Raw genomic sequence first — 18755 nt, 5'->3', positions numbered from 1 at the left:
GGACACGCTCAGTGCCGGACTCGGCAAGAAAAACTCCTATCGCGCTATCCCCTATATTCAGCGTGGTGTGGATGTGATTTACTCCGTGCTGGAAACCATGATGTTTGTTCATCACAAAAAGCTCAGTAGCAGTTATGGTTACAGTGCCACCGACGTAACCGAGCATCCGCTGTGGCAGATCCTGGTTTCTCTGGTCACCCGTAAATATCCCGACATCATTAAAGTCGTCCGACCAAGCCGGACACCGAATGAGTCTGTCCGGGCTAAGTTTATTAACCGAACGTTTTTCCAATTCCTGCTGCATAAGCAGCGTCTACTGCAAAATTTGCAAAATGGCATCAAGCAGAGTGGCGAACTCGGCCGGATCCAGGCGCAACTGTTGGATGCTCAGGTCGAGTCACTCAATCAGGCCTACCAGAAACATGGGCGAGCCGATGACGCGCTGTGGCAGGTACTTAACGATTACTACAAGAAGCAGCGTCTGTTGCAAATGACCCGCCAGCGCGGCAAAAAAACCGAGGTGAAAGGCAAGTGTGACGCTGAGAACGGTGCGCTGTCGATCGATGAAAGCGCGGAGCTGTTTGCTGAAGCTAAAGTCGAAATCACCAAAAGCTGGGACTTTGGCTGTATCCGTAATGAGCTGACCGGTGCCGCGGCAGCAGGAGCCAAAACCTTGGTCAGTGCCAATATGCACGCCAATTTTGGTACCGGTGGCGGCGCCACGTATCTGAAAGGCGGAGCGGGTAAGCAAGAGCCTAATATTGTTGAAATGCCCGGAGTGAACATCGGTAAAAAGTACACCGACTTTACCGAAGATGAGCTGGAAAACCGCAACGGATTTGTGCCGATACAGCTGATCCCGGGTATTGATCTGGGCGTCAACGCGGTTCTGGCGGCAGAAGCCGGGCTGAGGTTAACCGTAACGCACCAGCTGACGGTCGGCCAGATCATGGCCATGACCAACGAAGCTGAGCTGTTTGTCGGGGCTGAAGTAAAAGCAGAGTATAAAGCCGCACTCAACACCAGTAACATCATGGGCGCAGACGAGGTACTGGCTTTCACCCTGGCGGGAGGTGCTTTTGTGGGTGCGAAAGCCAAAGGTTCGACGTCAATGACGTTCAAGGCGCGTGGTATCAACGCCGTGTCGGGCAAAGTGTCCGGTGAAGTCTCTGCCGGGGTCGGGGTGAACGGCATCATTGAATCGATTGTGCGTGGGTCCGGCGATGTTAAGTTGCGTATGGCGGCCAGCGCTTCAGCAGGTGTGGGCACCGGTGTGGATTTTGACACCACCGTGAATCCGATGCTGCTCAAAGTCATCTTGTGGGATGGCATGTTCCATCACCTGACCACCAAAAACTATCAGCGTCGTCGTGATGCCAAACTGGATCTCAAAGTGAATTCGGTGGTTGTCACGCGTTGTAACGAGAAACTGCAGATGTACATGGGGCAGCTCGATGCCGACCATAAAACACTGGCGGAAGAGTTATGGCGTTTACCGATTGACGCCAGCCTGTCGTTAAAAGGCGGGACGTTAACCCTCCATGATGAGGTATCAAAGCCACATCAACAGGCCATGGAGCAATACATGAGTTTGCTGGGAGTGGATGGCGTACATGATCTGGACGATGAAGACGAAATGACGAACGCAGAGGCCGGGATCAAGAATCGCGCCCGGGCGCAACACGACGAGGCCAAGCAAGCCAAAAAAGCCATGTCGAAACGCAAAAAGGCCAAGAAAGCGCTAAAAGGGTTGTTGGTACTGCCTCCACACCCGGAAGCCGCGTGATCCTTGCCAACATAGCGGGCCAGAGCCCGCTGTGTTTTTATTGGTTAGCGCTGATAGCGTTTGCGGTATTCTAACGGCGTCATGTCGTTGGATTTTTTAAACAACTCCCTGAAGTAACGCACATCCTCATAGCCTACTTCACGGCTGATGTCTTCAATGGTCTGCTTGGTTTTCTCCAGCTTATCTTTGGCAATGGAGAGCCGAATTTGCTGGATGTACTGGATGGGCGTTTGACCGGTTGCCAGTTTAAATCGTCGCTTCATCTGCCGGTCGCTCAGATGGACTCGTTTACTCAGCACATTGACTGAGAATTCCAGAGTCGGGCTGCTGTGCATCCAGTCTTGCAACTGATGGATCAGCGTGTCGTTATGCTGACGGTACGGAATGAAGTTCGCCAGCGCTTTCTGCTGAACCTGATCGGTATCGCCAAAAATAAACTGGTGGCAGCTTTCACGGACCGACAGGCCAAAAAACTGTTCGACGATCAGCATCATTACGTCGCTGTATCCGCTGATCCCAGAAGTGCAGTAGCGGTTGTTGTCACAGGTGACACGGCGATCCACCTGCAAGCGGGTGTCCGGAAACATATCGCGGAACATATTGGCAAAATGCCAGTGTGTGGTGGCGGTGCGGCTTTCCAGCATCTGTGCTTTGGCCAGCACAAATGCGCCGGAACAAATGGAGACAATTGGAATACCGTGTGACTCGAACTGTTTGAGCCACTCAAGTGTGTCGTCACCCAGAGTCGCCAGATTACTGTCTGGAAACCCGATCGATCCGATCAGCAGGATATCCGTTTGAGTAACCTGTTCGATATCAATGGTGGGCGAGATGATGACGCCCCCCATGCCCCGGATAGGTTGATTGTCCTGAGTGACAATATGGACGACCGGTTCCGGTGCGCCCGCCAGATTCGCAGCAATAGACAAAACTTCGATTGGCCCGGAAATCGATGTTGTGGGTGCATCAGCGAATGCCAGGGCGGTGAGTGTTATAGATTTTCTTTCCACAGGATACCTTATCAAATGGGAGAAACATCCATGCCACCATTCCCTTGGTGCAAAGTGTTTAGAATTATAAATTATGTGACTAATAATATAGTTATTAAGCAGTTTATAAATGGGTTTTATATCTGGTCTGAGTAGTTGATTCAAAAGTGCAATGCAACGTAAGGTGGCTATTCAGAATGCCGGGCGGTTATTTTCTGTTCAGAGACGTATTTTGATAAGTTAAAGGGTCGTGCTTTTGCTGAGGCGTTTTATGTAACTGATACGGTAAAAGGCTGGGATCACACAACATTCACGTTATACTGATACCTTCTTCATATTCTGCGTGAGTTCTCACGTCCGCTCTGAGGTAACACCATGATCAAGCTTAACGATGCCAGCCTGTTCCAACAGCACTGTTTTATCGATAACCAGTGGATCGACAGCGATAACCTTGCGACGTCCACCGTCACCAACCCTGCCAATGCCGAGGTTCTCGGCACGGTGCCCAACCTGACCTGCGCACAGATAGAGGCGGCCATCCACAGTGCACATCAGGCGCATCTGGTATGGAAGCAGACGACCGCTGAACATAAATCCCAAGTACTTTATCGCTGGTATGAGTTGATCATGGACAACCTGGATGATCTGGCGACCATTCTGACCTGTGAGCAGGGCAAGCCATTGGCAGAAGCGCAGGGCGAGATCCGCTACGCTGCCAGTTTCATTCAGTGGTATGCCGAAGAAGCGAAGCGCGCCTACGGCACGATTGTGCCGAGTCATAAGGCCGATGCCCGGATTCTGGTGACCAAAGAGCCCGTTGGAGTGGTAGCGGCCATTACACCGTGGAACTTTCCAGCCGCGATGATCACGCGCAAATGTGGCCCGGCTTTTGCGGCCGGGTGCAGCGTGGTGCTCAAACCGGCGCCGGATACCCCGTTTACGGCGATGGCACTGGCGCAATTGGCGCAGCGGGCGGGTTTGCCTGCCGGTCTGCTACAGGTGATGACCGCGGATGCAGAGCGCATTGGAGAGCGCTTTGCCAAGAATACCAAAGTCCGCAAACTGTCTTTTACCGGCTCGACCCGTGTTGGCAAGCTGCTGATGGAACAGAGCGCCTTCAATGTGAAGAAGCTGTCGCTGGAATTGGGCGGCAATGCGCCGTTTATTGTCTTTGAGGATGCGGATCTCAATGCGGCTGTGGATGGTGTGATGATTGCCAAATTCCGCAATGCCGGTCAAACGTGCGTGTGCGCCAACCGAATTTACGTACATGAAGCCGTGCACGACAAGTTTGTCAAAAAGCTGGTTGATAAAGTTGCCCGGCTTAAGGTCGGTGACGGTCTGACCGGAGCGGATATTGGTCCGCTGATCAATCAGGCCGCGGTTGACAAAGTCCGTCGTCATATTGAAGACGCGGTGGAGAAAGGCGGTCAGATTCAATTTGGTCAACTGAGCGAGCAGGGTTGGTTTGTGGAGCCGCATGTGATCACCGAAATGAGCGATGACATGCTGGTGGCCAGTGATGAAACCTTCGGTCCGTTAGCAGCTATTTTCCGTTTTTCGGCCGAAGAGGAAGTCACCACCCGGGCTAACGCGGTGGAATCTGGCCTTGCCGCATACTGTTATACGCAGTCTCTGTCGCGTGCATTCCGCATGAGTGAGCAACTGGAAAGTGGTATGGTCGGGATCAATGAAGGATTAATTTCAACGGCGGCGGCACCGTTTGGGGGTGTCAAAGAATCCGGTTTAGGTCGTGAAGGTGGCCATCAGGGTCTGGAAGAATTTCTGGAAGAAAAATACACCCTGATGGGCGGGATTCGCTGAACTACTGCGGCTTCTTCTTCTCTTCCAAGGTGACCCATTTAAGAGCGCCATTGGTTTCAAAACTGTTGGCCTCTTTGCACACCATGTAATGGTCACCGACCTGCACAATCGCACCGAGTGAATACGCCTGATCCTGGTAATAGCACACACGTTTGGCGATGTCTGAGCCGTCCAGTGCGACGAGTGGTTTTTCGCCCGGTGTTGTGATGACTTTAGCGGCGGCTACCGGTGCGATCATCATCAATAGTACTGCAAATGATTTGTTCATTGTCTGCCTCATATCCGTTATCTGCTCAATCAAATTTTCTTTGATATCTCGGGAGCATACTTTCATTGCCTAAAATACCACCCTGGTGAATATAGAGCAGGGTTTTATCTCGATTGGCGTGATACCAGTTCAACAAACAGCGCCACATCATCGGGTCATACAGCAAATCGAATTCGACGTCGGTCTGAGCCAGCAGGGCTTGCCAGGTGCGGTAGTCGTCACGATAGAGTTTGCCGAAATGATGTTTGTGGTCGAGGGTGAGAATTTGCGGATGATCCTGCTCACCAAGTTCATGGAATTGGTGGCGCAGATATTCGGTCCCGCCAACACAAGGACAAGTCAGCACCTCGATGCCATGGGGTTTGAGCGTTTTATGCAGATATAAGGAGGTTGCCCCGGTACCAGCCGGTAGCGCCACGACTAACGGTTGTTTGACTTGAAACCGTGCCCAACTGAGGAGCTCCATACCCAACTGACGAACGCCAGCTTCGGCTTCGCGGCTACGTCCACCTTCGGGCACCACCAGGCACTCGTCTCCCGGTTGACGAATCTGCGTAATGTAGTCACGTGGGTGCATCGCTGCAGAGCTGAGTTCACGCACATCCAGGATGTGAGCGCCAAGATCGAGTGCGCCGCGGTAATTGCCGGTTGGACGCTGTTTTTGCCATGGGGCGATATGGTCGACATAAAACTCTAGCTGCCAGCCCTTGATTCGGGCCAGGGCCGCCAGCGAATAAAGCGCGTTTGATTGGGCAGAGCCATAGCAAATCAGCGTGGTGATACCCGGCAAATCCTGCTTCAGCAAAGACATAAATTTGCGAGCCTTGTTACCGCTGAAGTGGCTGTGTAACTGATCGTCCCGTTTGAGAAAAAACGGAATCTGCTCGAAACAGTGCTGGGTTATCGGACTCTGGCTTAGGTTCATTTTGACTTCATGGGATCACAAAAAGCCCAGCATAATAGTACAAATTGAGCAGATTGACATGATCTGGCTTAAGCCTCGGGCACAATCTCCGGGGAATTAACGACAGGCGAACCGAAATCAATTTCAGCCCGGCAGCCTCCATCAACGCGATTGGTCAGATTGAACTGCCAGTGATAACGACGGCAGAGATCATCCACGATAAGTAGCCCCAGGCCATGCCCGTCTTTATTTGGCGTGGTGTCCAGTCCTTCGCCCTGGTCGTCAATCACCAGACTATTTTCAGTGAGGCGAATGTGGATCTCGCCTTGATTTGTTGCCGCAATCGCATTGCGAATCAGGTTACCGACAATCATGTTCATCACGGCGGGCGAGGCTTGAACGTCTGGCTCCGCATCGACGTTTTGATGAATCTGAATGGCTTTCTCCCAGGCCTGATGCGAGTTTTGTTCTACGATCCTGCTCAGTTCGCTGGCGGTAAACATCCGGTAGGGCGTATTGCTTTCATCGCGCTCGTAGCGCACCAGGCCGAGCAGTGCATCGATCATGGTACTCATCTGCAGTGTCGCATCATCGATACGTTGTCGTTGCCGCTGTTGAAACTCCGCATCCTGATTCTTGCTCATCAGTTTTCCGGCCCCTTTGATGATGGTCAGCGGGGTTCTGAGTTCGTGGCTGGCATAACGGGCAAACGCCTGTTCGCGTTTGAGTACGGTATGAATTTCACTTCGATAGCGGTTCATTTCATCGGCTAATGTCTGAAATTCGATGGCGGCACCGGGTTTGATGGTGAAATGGTGGCTGGAGTCCCCTTTATGTCGTTCAAGTTGCAAGGTTAGGTCGTTGATGGGTTCGATCAGTTTTTCAGACAGACGAAACAGCAAAGTACCGAAGATGAACAACATGACTGCCACACAGCTCAGCACCAGGATCCCGGCGAACGTCATCTCCTCTGCACCGAACTCGACAGCGTCGATCTTGGTCAGCAGGATTAACGGTTTTTGTTGCCCATTGGCATAGTAATGTGAGACCAGAACCATCCGCGAGTTCGGATCTTCCCCCACTTCAGCAAGAAAGGTATGTTTTCCTTGGATGTAAGTCCGGTAAGGCTCTGGAACCAGCCTGACATCGTTGTAAGCATCGGTCAGGACATCAATGACGATTTTGCCGTTCTCACCATGCAGGAAACGCGTGGCTGCTTCATCACGGTCAATCTGGATACGTCGTTCGCCCACGCGATCTTCTGACCATTGTAAGGCTGCGAGAAAGATCAGCAGTGTGGCTGCGCCGAGGATCAGTGACACGCCAGAAAAAAACAGTGCCAGTTTGCCGGTCAGTGTTTTGGTGCTGTAGAGAAAAGGGCGCTTCACTACACGTTCTCCAGGCGAAAGCCAATTTTTGGGATGGTGGTCAGCATGGGGACGCTGAATGGCTTGTCGAGCTGATTGCGCAGTTGGTAGATGTGACTGCGTAATACGTCATTGTTCGGTTCTTCTTCGTCCCACAATTTGCGTGCGATCTCCTGACGGGTGACCAGCTCCGGTGCTTTGCTGCACAGCATTTCGAGGATCGTGTACGTGGTTGGGTTCAGCGCCAGCAGTTTGTCATTGCGGTAGGCTTTGCGGGTTTTCTGATCGATCTTTAAACTGCCGAAACTCAGCTCGCAGCTGGCCACTTTGCCATGGTAACGACGGATCAGGGCATTCATGCGAGCTTCGAGAATTTCGAGATCAAACGGTTTGGTCAGATAGTCGTCGGCGCCGTGTTCAAAGCCTTTCAGCATGTCTTGTTTGTTGTCCAGGGCGGTCAGCATCAATACGGGCGTGGTATTGCCCGAATCTCTTAACTTATTGCACACGGTCAGGCCGTCCATTCGAGGCAGCATCAGATCGAGAATGATGATATCGAAATGGTTTTCCATTGCCAGTTGCAAGCCCAGCTCGCCGTTGTCGGCGTAATCAAGCTCCATGTCCATACATTCAAAGTAATCAAACAAGATACCAGCAACTTCGCGGTTGTCTTCCACCAGCAGGATTCGTTTCATGTGTCCAGGGCCCTTTTCTTTTCGCGCGGCTATAGGAACAAAATCAGCGTGAAAAATATGTCGACAACACATCATTCACATCCGGGCAGGTAGGGTAATCCTATTGAAACCGCTCGGATAACCGCTATGACCTACTCAAACGATACGTTACCACGAATTACCCCGCCATGTACCTTATCGGTGATTGTGCCTTTTTATAATGAGGCGGATGTGCTGCCTGTTTTCCATCAACGTTTGACGTGTGTGTTGGATTCACTGCCGGATCGCTGCGAAATTGTCTATGTCGATGACGGCAGTACAGATACCAGCCGTACGTTGGTGGAACGACTGGACCCGGGCAGCAGCCGGGTGACCTGTATCGGTTTGAGTCGTAATTTTGGTAAAGAATCGGCCATGAGCGCCGGACTGGAGCATTGCCAGGGGTTGGCGGTGATCCTGCTTGATGCGGATCTGCAGGATCCACCGGAGCTGATCCCTGTGATGTTGGCGAAATGGCGGGAGGGATACGATGTGGTCAATATGCAGCGTCGCCGACGTTTGGGTGAAAGCTGGTTGAAGCGCACGTCAGCAGCTCTGTTTTATCGCCTGCTCAATACCCTGACGAAGGTGGAAGTGCCAGAGAACGTTGGCGATTTTCGCTTACTCAGTCGCGAAGTGGTTGATCACATTAATACCTTATCTGAACGTAACCGCTACATGAAAGGAATTTTTTCCTGGCCGGGCTTTCGTCAGGCCACCTTGCCTTTTGACCGCGATGCGCGCTTTTGCGGCGAGACCAAATGGAATTACCTCAAACTGCTTGGTCTGGCTGTGGATGGCATCACCTCTTTCTCAATTCGTCCGTTGCGACTGGCGACCATCTTAGGTTCGTTGATTGCACTGTCTGCGTTTGTGTATGGGGCGGTGATTGTTGTGAAAACACTGCTGTTCGGTGACGTCGTTTCAGGCTACCCAAGCATGATGGTGGTGCAATTGGCACTGGGCGGCATTCAACTGCTTTGTATCGGGGTGATGGGTGAATACATTGGCCGAATCTTCATTGAAACCAAGCGTCGTCCGTTGTACATCGTTGAAAGCATTGCTGAACAAAATAGTCACGACAGTGCCAAGCAGGAGAAGCGCGCGTGAAAATCAACCCAATTCACCTGTGGACGCTGTTGATCGCGGCGTTATTGATCCGGCTTTTGTCACTCGGTACGTACCCACTAATGGACACCACAGAAGCACGCTACGGAGAAATGGCACGCCTAATGGTGGAAACCGGTAACTGGCTGACACCGCAGTTTGATTATGGCGTGCCGTTTTGGGGGAAACCGCCGTTGTTCACCTGGATGAGCGCGTCGGGTATTGAATTGCTGGGCGTCAACGAGTTTGCGGTGCGGATGCCTCACTGGCTCGCTGGCGTTTTGGTGATCGTCCTGATGGCCTGGTTTGCGCGTCGGCAGGGATACGATGCGTTGGTGACGGCACTGGTGCTGGCGACGTGTGGCCTGTTTTCCATCGCGGCGGGCGCAGTGATGACCGATATGGCGCTGACGCTGGGGATGACTCTGGCGATGCTCGGTTTTTATCTCTGCTGGCTCGGCGAACGCCGTTGGGGTTACATTGGCTTTGTTGGTCTTGCGATTGGTTTGTTGGCTAAAGGGCCTGTGGTGTTGGTGTTAGTGGGCTTGGCGGTGATGCCATGGCTGTTTTTGCAGCACGGTGTAACGGGCGCCTGGCGAGTCTTGTGGCGACGTTTTCCTTTGATTGGCGGCACGCTGCTGATGAGTGCGATCGCATTGCCGTGGTACGTGCTCGCAGAGCAAGCCACGCCTGGGTTTCTCGATTACTTTATTGTCGGTGAGCATTTCAAACGCTTTGTGGTCAGCGGTTGGCAAGGGGACTTGTATGGCAGCGCGCACGATGAACCGCGCGGGATGATTTGGCTGTTCTGGCTCGCTTCTGCCGCGCCATGGTCTGTGGTATTGCCGGTGATGTATTGGCGTAAGCGCAAGCATGTTCAGATCTGGGCTTGCGAGCAGAAGCAATTACTCAGTTTTCTGGCGTTGTGGCTGGTGTCACCGATGCTGCTGTTTACCATGGCCGGGAATATCCTGCCTGCTTACGTGTTACCGGGTGTGCCTGCGTTGGGGCTGCTCATCGCCATGGTGCTGCGCGGTAGTCGTCAGGAACAGCTTTGGTTTAAAGTGACCGCGGGTGTGGTGCCATTATTCTTGATTGTTGCCGTGGGGTATCTGCACTTCGGGCCATCAGAGAAACGCAGCGACAAAGCCATCTGGCAACTGACCCGCCCCGGAGTAGCAACGTTTTACGTGGGTAAACGCCCGTTCTCTGGTCAGTTTTACAGTCACGGTCTGGCCCGGAAACTCGCCTCGGACACGCCGCTTGAGCAGTACTCGCGAGTACAACTGATTGGCAAAGAAAAAGAGGTCGATCACGTGGTTGCCGAGCAGAAACTGACTTGTGTGGTGGCCTACGCCGCCAAAAGTGGCAGGGCCCTCTATCAGTGCGTGAAACCATCATGATAGTGCGTCGACTGAGTTTCTTCGCGCTGGTCGGTACGTGTGGCTTTGTGGTGGATTCCTTGGTGTTTACCGCTGGTCTGATGTTGTTGCACTTACCACTACTCATGGCACGTACTTTGGCTTTTTTCGCCGCGGCGAGCGTCACCTGGGTTGGAAATCGCAGGCTCACGTTCAGCGATGCCGTTTGTCAGAGCAAGTGGTTACAATGGCGCAAAGCCTTGATGGGCGCAGGGTTGTCTCTAGTGCCGAATCTGACGGTATTTCACGTTGTTGTCACCCTGACGCACAGCTCGCCGTTTGGCACGGCTGCAGCGTTTATCGCCGGAATTGCAGCCGGTATGCTGAGCAATTTCTATTTGTGTCAGCGCTGGGTGTTTGCCTAAGTTAGCGACCCAATAAAAAAAGCCCAGAACAATCTGGTTCTGGGCGGATACAAACATAGGAGTTAATAAGAAAAAGCAGCATAAATCTGTGTAGTGAGCAGTAAGGACAAGCTTGACGGCCGTTAAACTTTCAATGCATTGCTAACTACTCTTAAATAGACCGGACAAACGTCAAACAGTTCCCTTCAAATCGAAAAAAAATCCTATTTTTCTTTGCGCGCAATTTTCACTGATTATTAAGACCTTACCGATATCTGGTCCGACCAATACTCAAAAGTGTGATGTTAATTGCTTGTTAAATAAATGTGCCGCGAGTATATTTCAAACAGTTGTTTAATACGAGTGATTAAAATGGCCCCACGAAACAGTACCAAAGACAAAATTCTGGACGTCGCGGAAGCCTTGTTCGCCGAGCACGGTTTCAATGACACTTCGCTGCGTACCATAACCAGTAAAGCAGGGGTAAACCTGGCGTCGGTGAACTATCATTTTGGCGATAAGAAGACGTTAGTTCGTGCGGTATTGAATCGTTATCTGGAAGCATTTATGCCTGCCGTTCAGGATGCGCTGATTAACCTGAATCTGGATGAAAGCTATGAAATGGCGCAAGTGTTTGAATCTCTGCGCGGTCCGCTCAAGTCACTGAACGATGTGCGCCCAAATGGCACCAGTCGTTTTATGTTACTGATTGGCCGTGGCTATACTGACGTGCAGGGGCATCTGCGTTGGTTTATTACCACGCGTTATCAGGATACGCTGAAACTGTTTACCGATTCAGTTTTGAAAGCCAACCCGCGTCTGACGCAAGAGACGTTGTTTTGGCGTTTGCACTTTACGTTAGGAACCTGCGTATTCACCATGGCCTCGAGTAAGGCGCTGGCGGAAATTGCAGAGAACGATTTTGGTCAGAAGGTGGACCCCAAAACGGTGGTTGACCAGTTGATCCCATACCTCGCAGCCGGCGTGGCTGTCGAATAGAACTTTGAACAGATAACAAAAGTATAAAAGGGCGTAGGCCCTTACCTGTGAACAAAAGGATCTGATTATGTGCTCTCTACGAAGAAAATGGATTAGTGACCCGGCATTCAAACTCTTCAAGAAAGTGTTGCCTCCGTTGTCCAGTACGGAGAAAGAGGCAATGGAGGCGGGTAGTGTCTGGTGGGATGGTGAGCTGTTCTCGGGATCACCTGATTTCACCAAGCTGCACCAATACCCAAAACCGACGCTGACCGCTGAAGAGCAGTCTTTTATGGACAATGAACTGGAAACCCTGCTGACCATGCTGGATGACCATAAAATTGTTAAAGAAGACCGTGACTTGCCGAAAGAAGTGTGGGAATACCTGCGGAAAGAACGTTTCTTCTCACTGATCATTTCCAAAGAGTATGGTGGCCGTGAGTTTTCTTCTCTGGCGAACTCGACCATCGTGTCACGCATTGCGACCCGCAGCATCAGCACGGCGGTGACCGTGATGGTGCCGAACTCTTTAGGTCCGGGTGAGCTGTTGTCTCATTATGGTACTCAGGAGCAGAAAGATTACTGGTTGCCTCGCCTAGCCGACGGCACCGATATTCCATGCTTTGCGTTAACTGGCCCAGAGGCGGGTTCGGACGCTGGTGGTATTCCGGATCAGGGTATCGTGTGTTACGGCACACATGAAGGAAAAGAAGTACTCGGTATCCGTCTGAACTGGAACAAGCGTTACATCACCTTAGCGCCAGTGGCAACCGTGCTGGGCCTGGCTTTTAAAATGTACGATCCGGACAATTTGCTGGGCGACAAGAAAGAGCTTGGCATCACCTGTGCGCTCATCCCGGCAGACCACGAAGGTGTGATCATCGGCGAGCGTCATGATCCGCTGGGTCTGGCATTTATGAACGGCCCGACGCGTGGCGAAGATGTGTTCATTCCAATGGACTGGCTGATTGGTGGTCAGGAATACGCGGGTAAAGGTTGGCGTATGCTGGTGGAGTGTCTGTCAGCAGGACGCGGTATTTCCTTGCCAGCACTGGGTACGGCGATTGGCCACCTGACGTCGCGCACCACTGGTGCGTACAGCTATGTGCGTAAACAGTTTGGCATGTCGATTGGTAAGTTCGAAGGTGTGGCAGAGGCGCTGGGACGCATCGGTGGTCTGACTTACCTGCTTGAAGCCACCCGTACCCTGACGACCACATCGTTGGATCTAAAAGAGAAACCAGGGATTGTGACGGCAATTGCCAAATACCACATGACAGAAATGGCGCGCACCATTTTGAATGATGCGATGGACATTCACTCAGGTCGTGCCATTCAGGATGGCCCGATGAATTACCTGGGTACCCATTATCTCGGTATTCCGGTTGCTATCACGGTGGAAGGGGCAAACATTCTGACCCGTAACCTGATGATCTTTGGTCAGGGAGCGACCCGTTGTCACCCATACGTATTGAAAGAGATGGAAGCGGCGGCAAATCCGGATGAGAAACAAGGGGCGGATGAGTTCGATAGCCTGCTGTTCAAACACATTGCTCACGCGACTAAAAATACACTGGGCGCATTTGGTGCCGCTCTGACCGGGTCCTACTTCGTCAAAGCGGATATGAGTGGCCCGACGAAGCCATATTACCAGGATTTGACGCGTCTGAGCCGGGCTCTGGCGGTCAGCGCGGACTTTGCCATGCTGACTCTGGGTGGCGAACTGAAACGCAAAGAGATGATCTCAGCGCGACTGGGGGATGGTCTCAGCTACCTGTATATGGCGTCTGCAACGCTGAAGAAATACGAAGATGAAGGTCGCCAGCAGCAGGATCTCGATTATGTTCACTACGCGATGCAGCATTGTTTCTATCATGCGGCTAAATCGCTACAAGAGGCGTACACTAACTTCCCGAATAAAGCAGCGGGTCGCTTGCTTAAACTGCTGGTGTTCCCACTGGGTAACCACTTTGAGCGTCCAAATGATGATCTGTCTGTTAAACTGGCAGAGAGCCTGATGACACCGGGTGCACACCGTGACCGTCTGACTCACTTGTGCTACATCGGCCAGGACGCGGACGACAGTGTCGGTTTGATGGAGCGGGCTTTCCTCGCGATGTACGGAGTGAAATCTCTGGAGCGTAAACTGATGCGTGCGGCGAAAGACGGTAAAGTAGCGCGTAAAGGACTGCTGAAAGATCGTCTGGAGCAGGCTTTGGAACAGAATGTACTGACTCAGAAAGAAGTGGATCAGATTTTGGAAGCCGATACGCTGCGCTATCAGGCGATTCAGGTTGACCACTTCAGTCATGACTTTAGTGAAGTCCTGACGCAGGAGACGAGTAACAAACCGAAACTGAACAGTGTCGCCTGAAAGTAAGCGTCACGAGCATCTGAAAAAGGCACCCGATAGGGTGCCTTTTTGTTTTATTGCCCCCAGATCTCGTGGACAAATTGTGGGTAGTCAACAAAAGGGTTGCGGTTGCCCTGGAAAGTGTATGCCGCATCGTTGCGATCCCGCTCTTTCTGGCTGACCGGATCTTGTTGATGCCAATCAACCAGCATGCTCAGGAACCAGTCTTCGTAGACTTTGTCCGAGCTGCCATCTAAGACGGCGTCGCCATAACTGCTGTTGTTCTCCCAGCCGGCAATCACGTTCTGATAGCGGGTTGCCATATAGAAGTACGCTCGGGCGATGTCACCTTTAAACTCATCAATCGGTTCAAAGACGGTACCGTTGTAACCGAGTTCCGTTTTGGCACTGCCAAGTTTCGAGCCGTTAGCAGAGGTGTAGGACGCACTGCTGACTTCGCCGTAAGGGTAACTGCTGCGCTTGGCGTTAACGTAGCCATCGGTTGGAAAAATGTGGTGCACGTCGGTGTTCATCGGTGCGACAGCGCCGCCAAACCAACTGCGTGGGAAGGCGTGCTCGCGATTATAACAATCGCCTTCACCGCGGTAGGTGCCACATTGGTCATTGCCAGCAGTGTAGGTATAAGGGTCGTTGGCTGCGGGATTTTCCGAATACACGTCCAGTATGGAGCTGTCTTGCTCATAGTACGTATCGCGCTCATTATTGATGTAGAAGGTCCACAGTGCACTGTAGCTTTGGTCGTTATGGCTGTTAATGATGTTATACAGCTCAGTTTTCAACGCGTACCCAGTCAGGCCTTCTGCACTTTGATAGTAACTGGAGAGATTATCCAGCCCGCCGCTGCCATTGTCGCCGCTTCCCCCATTATCGCCATCACTGTTGCTAGCGGGAGCAAAATCATCAATGTATACCAGCTCCTGACCATCAAAACCGGTTTGGTCATAAAAGCGCAGCCCGACCTCAATATTGCCGTCACTGCTGGCGGTGTAACTGTGGCTCAATTGTTGCCATTCACCCGTGATAGCTGGGTTGGTGTAATTCTGATAGCCGTCGACATAAAGGCGCGCTGCCACATGTCCTTCGGTATGGTAAACCCGGACGCTGAAGTCGTATTGTTGGCCGGCTTGCACGGCGACGCTCTGGCGAAAATCGGTGGCACTTTGGGTGGTGGTGGTGACGTTCAGCGCGGCTGCTCGTGAGCCCGAAAAGAGAGGTTGAAAAGTGTCGGTCACTGTAATGCCGGAATCGATCACGCTCCAATGATCGGGTGAACCGTTGGTCCACTGTTCGAAGTCTCCGTTGGCGACCGCCGCGAGAGCAGTTGGTGCCAGTGCCGATAACAGCAAGCCAGAGAGCAGAGGCGAGTAATGCATAGTATATCCTTACGTTGATTATTATTGTTGCCAAACCAATCTGGCACATGAATGTGAATATTTGAATAAAATCAGTAACAACACCTATTTTTTGGAAGCGGCGATCAAAAAATAAACATGTTGCTTGAACACAAACCGGTCACCAGAGCTGACAAAGCTGTCTATACTGGGCGGAAAAGCTCTGGGTGGGGACACGAATCCGGATTAAAGTGCTCCAACCACTTGCTATTTCTGAGCAAATTTACAGAAATTAGATGAGATTTCGTGTCGAACCTTTTATCCTAGCGGGGATTTTTTAAGGAAGTTGAATATGATCATCAAACCTAGAATTCGCGGATTTATCTGTACCACAACTCACCCGGTGGGTTGTGAAGCAAACGTAAAAGAACAAATTGCTTACACGAAAGCACAAGGCCCAATCAAAAACGCGCCAAAGCGTGTACTGGTGGTCGGTGCGTCAAGTGGTTACGGTTTATCCTCACGTATCGCTGCGGCATTTGGTGGCGGTGCTTCAACCATTGGTGTGTTTTTCGAAAAAGAAGGCACAGAGAAAAAACCAGGTACCGCTGGTTTCTATAATGCGGCTGCATTTGAAAAGCTGGCGCATGAAGAAGGCCTGTACGCGAAAAGCGTCAACGGCGATGCTTTCTCCCATGAAGCAAAACAGAAAGTCGTGGATCTGATTAAAGAAGATCTGGGCCAGATTGATATGGTAGTGTACTCACTGGCTTCACCAGTGCGTAAGATGCCGGAAACCGGTGAACTGATTCGTTCATCATTAAAACCGATTGGTGAAACGTACACTTCAACGGCGGTTGACACCAACAAAGATGTGATCATTGAAGCCAGCGTAGAACCAGCTACTGAGCAAGAAATAGAAGACACCATTACAGTAATGGGTGGTCAGGACTGGGAATTGTGGATTAATGCGCTGTCTGACGCAGGTGTTCTGGCAGAAGGTTGTAAAACCGTTGCTTACAGCTACATCGGTACTGAACTGACCTGGCCTATCTACTGGGATGGTGCACTAGGCCGTGCGAAGATGGACCTGGATCGCGCCGCAACAGAACTTAGCGACAAGCTTTCGGCTATCGGCGGCAGCGCTAACGTAGCGGTACTGAAATCGGTTGTCACTCAGGCGAGCTCGGCAATTCCTGTGATGCCACTGTACATCGCGATGGTATTCAAGAAAATGCGTGAAGAAGGCGTACACGAAGGGTGTATGGAGCAGATCTACCGCATGTTCAGCCAGCGTCTGTACAAAGAGGATGGCAGCGCGCCGGAAGTGGATGACAAAAACCGTCTACGTCTGGATGACTGGGAACTGCGTGATGACATTCAACAGCACTGCCGCAACCTGTGGCCACAGATCACCAGTGAAAACATCAAAGAGCTGACAGATTACGTGGAATACAAAGAAGAGTTCCTTAAGCTGTTCGGCTTTGGTGTCGAAGGTGTGGATTACGACGCAGACGTGAATCCAGCCGTTGAAACCAACTTCATCAACCTGTAATCACAGATTCGGTGAAACAAAAAGGCGCTCTGTAGAGCGCCTTTTTTAGTCTTGGAGTCTGCACACCGATCAACTGAGGATGATCAGTACCGTACCGGCTAAGGTCATCAAAATGTTGGCGATGGCATATGTTCCCGCGTAACCCAGTGCCGGGATGGTTGATTTGGCGTAGTCGTTCACAATGTCCATGGCCGGCGCACAGGTACGTGCACCGATGATGGCACCGAACAACAATGCGCGGTTCATCTTAAGGATGTAGGCGCCAACCAGATACGCCAGCGCAACCGGGACGACACTGACTAAGAAGGCGATGCCGATGACCTGTGGCCCCACTTGCGCCAGATGTTCGAACATTTTGCCACCCGCACTGAGGCCAATACCGGACATGAAAAACATCAGGCCGAGGTCTTTCACCATGTTCAGTGCCCCCTGAGGGACATAACCGAAGGTGGGGTGGTTAGCTCTCAAGAAACCAAGCGTGATCCCGGACAACAATAGCCCGACAGCGTTACCCAGGCCAAAAGACACCTGGCCGAACGTCATGGTAATCAGACCAAACAGTAGCCCGAGAATAAAGAAGCTGCAGAAGGCGAGTAAGTCTGCCATCTGACTATGGATTGAGATAAAGCCGATCCGTTCGGCCAGACCATGTACCCGGCTTTTCTCACCACTGACTTGCAGCACATCACCTTTTGCCAGCACGATATCTTGATCCATCGGCATTTCGATTTGTGCACGCACCACACGGTTAAGGAAACAACCGTATTCGGACAGATTCAGATCAGACAGACGTTTACCGGCCATCGAGTCGCTTTTGACAACGATTTCTTCTTCGACGATGCGCAGGTCGAGCAAGTTTCGGTCGAACACTTCTTTGCCGTTACGAAAACTCGGATCAAGACGAGCGTGGCTGTCCGGGAAACCCACCAGCGCAATCTCATCGCCTTCCTGAAGAATTGCGTCACCGTCAGGGTGGGCCAGAATGCCGTTACGGCGAATCCGTTCAATGTAGCAGCCAGTTTGACGATAGATGCCCAGCTCACGCAGGTTTTTACCGTCGGTCCAGTCGATAAGTTCCGGGCCAGCACGATAGGCGCGGATGATCGGCAGGTAGACTTTGCGCTGGCCTGAGCTACCGAGGCCTCGCTCTTGCGCTATCTGCTGCGCGGAATCAGACAGATTCTGCTTTTGTAGCCTGGGCAGCAGTTTGGCGAACATGATCATACTGATCAAACCGATCAGATACGCCATGGCATAACCAACAGATAAGTTTTCCATCACCAGGTCGAAATCCATCGAGTGCGGGATGGTGGCGAGTCCGGAGTTCAGCGCATCCTGAGCACCAACCAGCACCGGGGTGGAGGTCAGAGCCCCCGCCATCATACCGGCGGAAAGACCAAAGTCGAGTCCGAGGAAGTGGCTGGAGAAGTAGGTGATCGACACTGCGGTAACCAGCACGACCATACTGAGGATAAAGTAATGTTTCCCGTCTCGGAAAAAGATACCGAAGAAGTTGGGTCCGGCCTCAATGCCCACACAATAGATAAACAGCATAAAGCCGATAGCCAGTGCATCAGAGCTAAACGAGAAACCCAAATGTCCCATGATCAGCGATGTGATCAGGACACCAATGGAGTTACCCAGTTGCAGGTTTCCGAAACGTATTTTTCCGAAGGCGAGGCCTATCGCTAATACAACAAAGATTAGAAGGATGGGGTTTTGTTCAAGCAAGTGTACGACGTCAATATTCACGGCTCGGCTCTATTAAATGTGCCAGTTAGGGGAGTAGGTTAA

At 51.7% G+C, this 18755-nt stretch carries 15 protein-coding genes; 8 read left to right on the top strand and 7 right to left on the bottom strand.

What is annotated here, in order from left to right; genetic code table 11:
* Nucleotides 1–1786 (top strand): hypothetical protein (locus tag CAG65_RS05445; RefSeq protein WP_161452708.1); only part of this gene is annotated, 1786 nt, incomplete at its 5' end.
* Between the two features lie 44 nt (nucleotides 1787–1830).
* Here the strand turns inward: CAG65_RS05445 and CAG65_RS05440 are convergent.
* Entirely contained in the window at nucleotides 1831–2796 is a 966-nt protein-coding gene (locus CAG65_RS05440) for a GlxA family transcriptional regulator (protein ID WP_040902140.1), read from the bottom strand.
* A gap of 354 nt (nucleotides 2797–3150) precedes the next feature.
* Here CAG65_RS05440 and CAG65_RS05435 point away from each other — a divergent pair, with 354 nt between their 5' ends.
* Nucleotides 3151–4599, top strand: a complete 1449-nt coding sequence (locus CAG65_RS05435; protein WP_161452706.1) for an NAD-dependent succinate-semialdehyde dehydrogenase — start codon at nucleotides 3151–3153, stop codon at nucleotides 4597–4599.
* A 1-nt stretch (nucleotide 4600) separates the two neighbouring features.
* Here the strand turns inward: CAG65_RS05435 and CAG65_RS05430 are convergent, their stop codons facing one another.
* From CAG65_RS05430 to CAG65_RS05415, 4 genes are all read right to left on the bottom strand, one after another.
* Entirely contained in the window at nucleotides 4601–4867 is a 267-nt protein-coding gene (locus CAG65_RS05430; RefSeq protein WP_021703695.1) for a DUF1496 domain-containing protein, read from the bottom strand.
* Nucleotides 4868–4892: 25 nt separating this feature from the next.
* Nucleotides 4893–5792: a pyridoxal-phosphate dependent enzyme gene (locus tag CAG65_RS05425; protein WP_161452704.1), complete on the bottom strand. Its 900-nt coding sequence runs from the start codon at nucleotides 5790–5792 to the stop codon at nucleotides 4893–4895.
* Nucleotides 5793–5860: 68 nt separating this feature from the next.
* Entirely contained in the window at nucleotides 5861–7159 is a 1299-nt protein-coding gene (locus CAG65_RS05420; protein WP_161452703.1) for a histidine kinase dimerization/phospho-acceptor domain-containing protein, read from the bottom strand.
* Nucleotides 7159–7833 (bottom strand): response regulator transcription factor, encoded by a 675-nt coding sequence (locus CAG65_RS05415; protein WP_021703692.1) that lies wholly within the window; start codon nucleotides 7831–7833, stop codon nucleotides 7159–7161. The genes CAG65_RS05420 and CAG65_RS05415 overlap by 1 nt, the downstream gene beginning before the upstream one ends.
* Nucleotides 7834–7959: 126 nt before the next feature.
* Here CAG65_RS05415 and CAG65_RS05410 point away from each other — a divergent pair, with 126 nt between their 5' ends.
* The 5 genes from CAG65_RS05410 (at nucleotide 7960) to CAG65_RS05390 (ending at nucleotide 14075) form a co-directional block, all read left to right on the top strand.
* Entirely contained in the window at nucleotides 7960–8961 is a 1002-nt protein-coding gene (locus CAG65_RS05410) for a glycosyltransferase family 2 protein (protein WP_161452701.1), read from the top strand.
* A complete protein-coding gene (locus CAG65_RS05405) occupies nucleotides 8958–10361 on the top strand; it encodes a phospholipid carrier-dependent glycosyltransferase (protein ID WP_161452699.1) in 1404 nt (467 codons plus the stop codon). The genes CAG65_RS05410 and CAG65_RS05405 overlap by 4 nt, the downstream gene beginning before the upstream one ends.
* Nucleotides 10358–10744, top strand: a complete 387-nt coding sequence (locus tag CAG65_RS05400) for a GtrA family protein (protein ID WP_161452697.1) — start codon at nucleotides 10358–10360, stop codon at nucleotides 10742–10744. Before CAG65_RS05405 ends, CAG65_RS05400 begins: the two co-directional genes overlap by 4 nt.
* 351 nt (nucleotides 10745–11095) lie before the next feature.
* Complete coding sequence (locus CAG65_RS05395) at nucleotides 11096–11722, top strand: TetR/AcrR family transcriptional regulator (RefSeq protein WP_021703688.1); 627 nt, start codon at nucleotides 11096–11098, stop codon at nucleotides 11720–11722.
* A 67-nt stretch (nucleotides 11723–11789) separates the two neighbouring features.
* Nucleotides 11790–14075, top strand: coding sequence for an acyl-CoA dehydrogenase (locus CAG65_RS05390; protein WP_161452694.1), 2286 nt, complete (start codon nucleotides 11790–11792; stop codon nucleotides 14073–14075).
* Nucleotides 14076–14128: 53 nt separating this feature from the next.
* Here the strand turns inward: CAG65_RS05390 and CAG65_RS05385 are convergent, their stop codons facing one another.
* Nucleotides 14129–15448 (bottom strand): endonuclease, encoded by a 1320-nt coding sequence (locus CAG65_RS05385; protein ID WP_161452692.1) that lies wholly within the window; start codon nucleotides 15446–15448, stop codon nucleotides 14129–14131.
* Between the two features lie 310 nt (nucleotides 15449–15758).
* Here CAG65_RS05385 and fabV point away from each other — a divergent pair, with 310 nt between their 5' ends.
* Nucleotides 15759–16961, top strand: coding sequence for an enoyl-ACP reductase FabV (gene fabV, locus CAG65_RS05380; RefSeq protein WP_021703685.1), 1203 nt, complete (start codon nucleotides 15759–15761; stop codon nucleotides 16959–16961).
* A 69-nt stretch (nucleotides 16962–17030) separates the two neighbouring features.
* On the opposite strand, the gene CAG65_RS05375 is transcribed toward fabV, so the two are convergent.
* Complete coding sequence (locus CAG65_RS05375) at nucleotides 17031–18713, bottom strand: aspartate:alanine antiporter (protein WP_021703684.1); 1683 nt, start codon at nucleotides 18711–18713, stop codon at nucleotides 17031–17033.
* Nucleotides 18714–18755: the final 42 nt, after the last annotated feature.

Origin of the sequence: Vibrio sp. V39_P1S14PM300 (assembly GCF_009904765.1) — a bacterium.
Classification (GTDB): Bacteria; Pseudomonadota; Gammaproteobacteria; order Enterobacterales; family Vibrionaceae; genus Vibrio; species Vibrio proteolyticus.
Note: the sequence above shows the minus strand (reverse complement) of the source record. Positions and strands in the feature narration are given on the sequence as shown.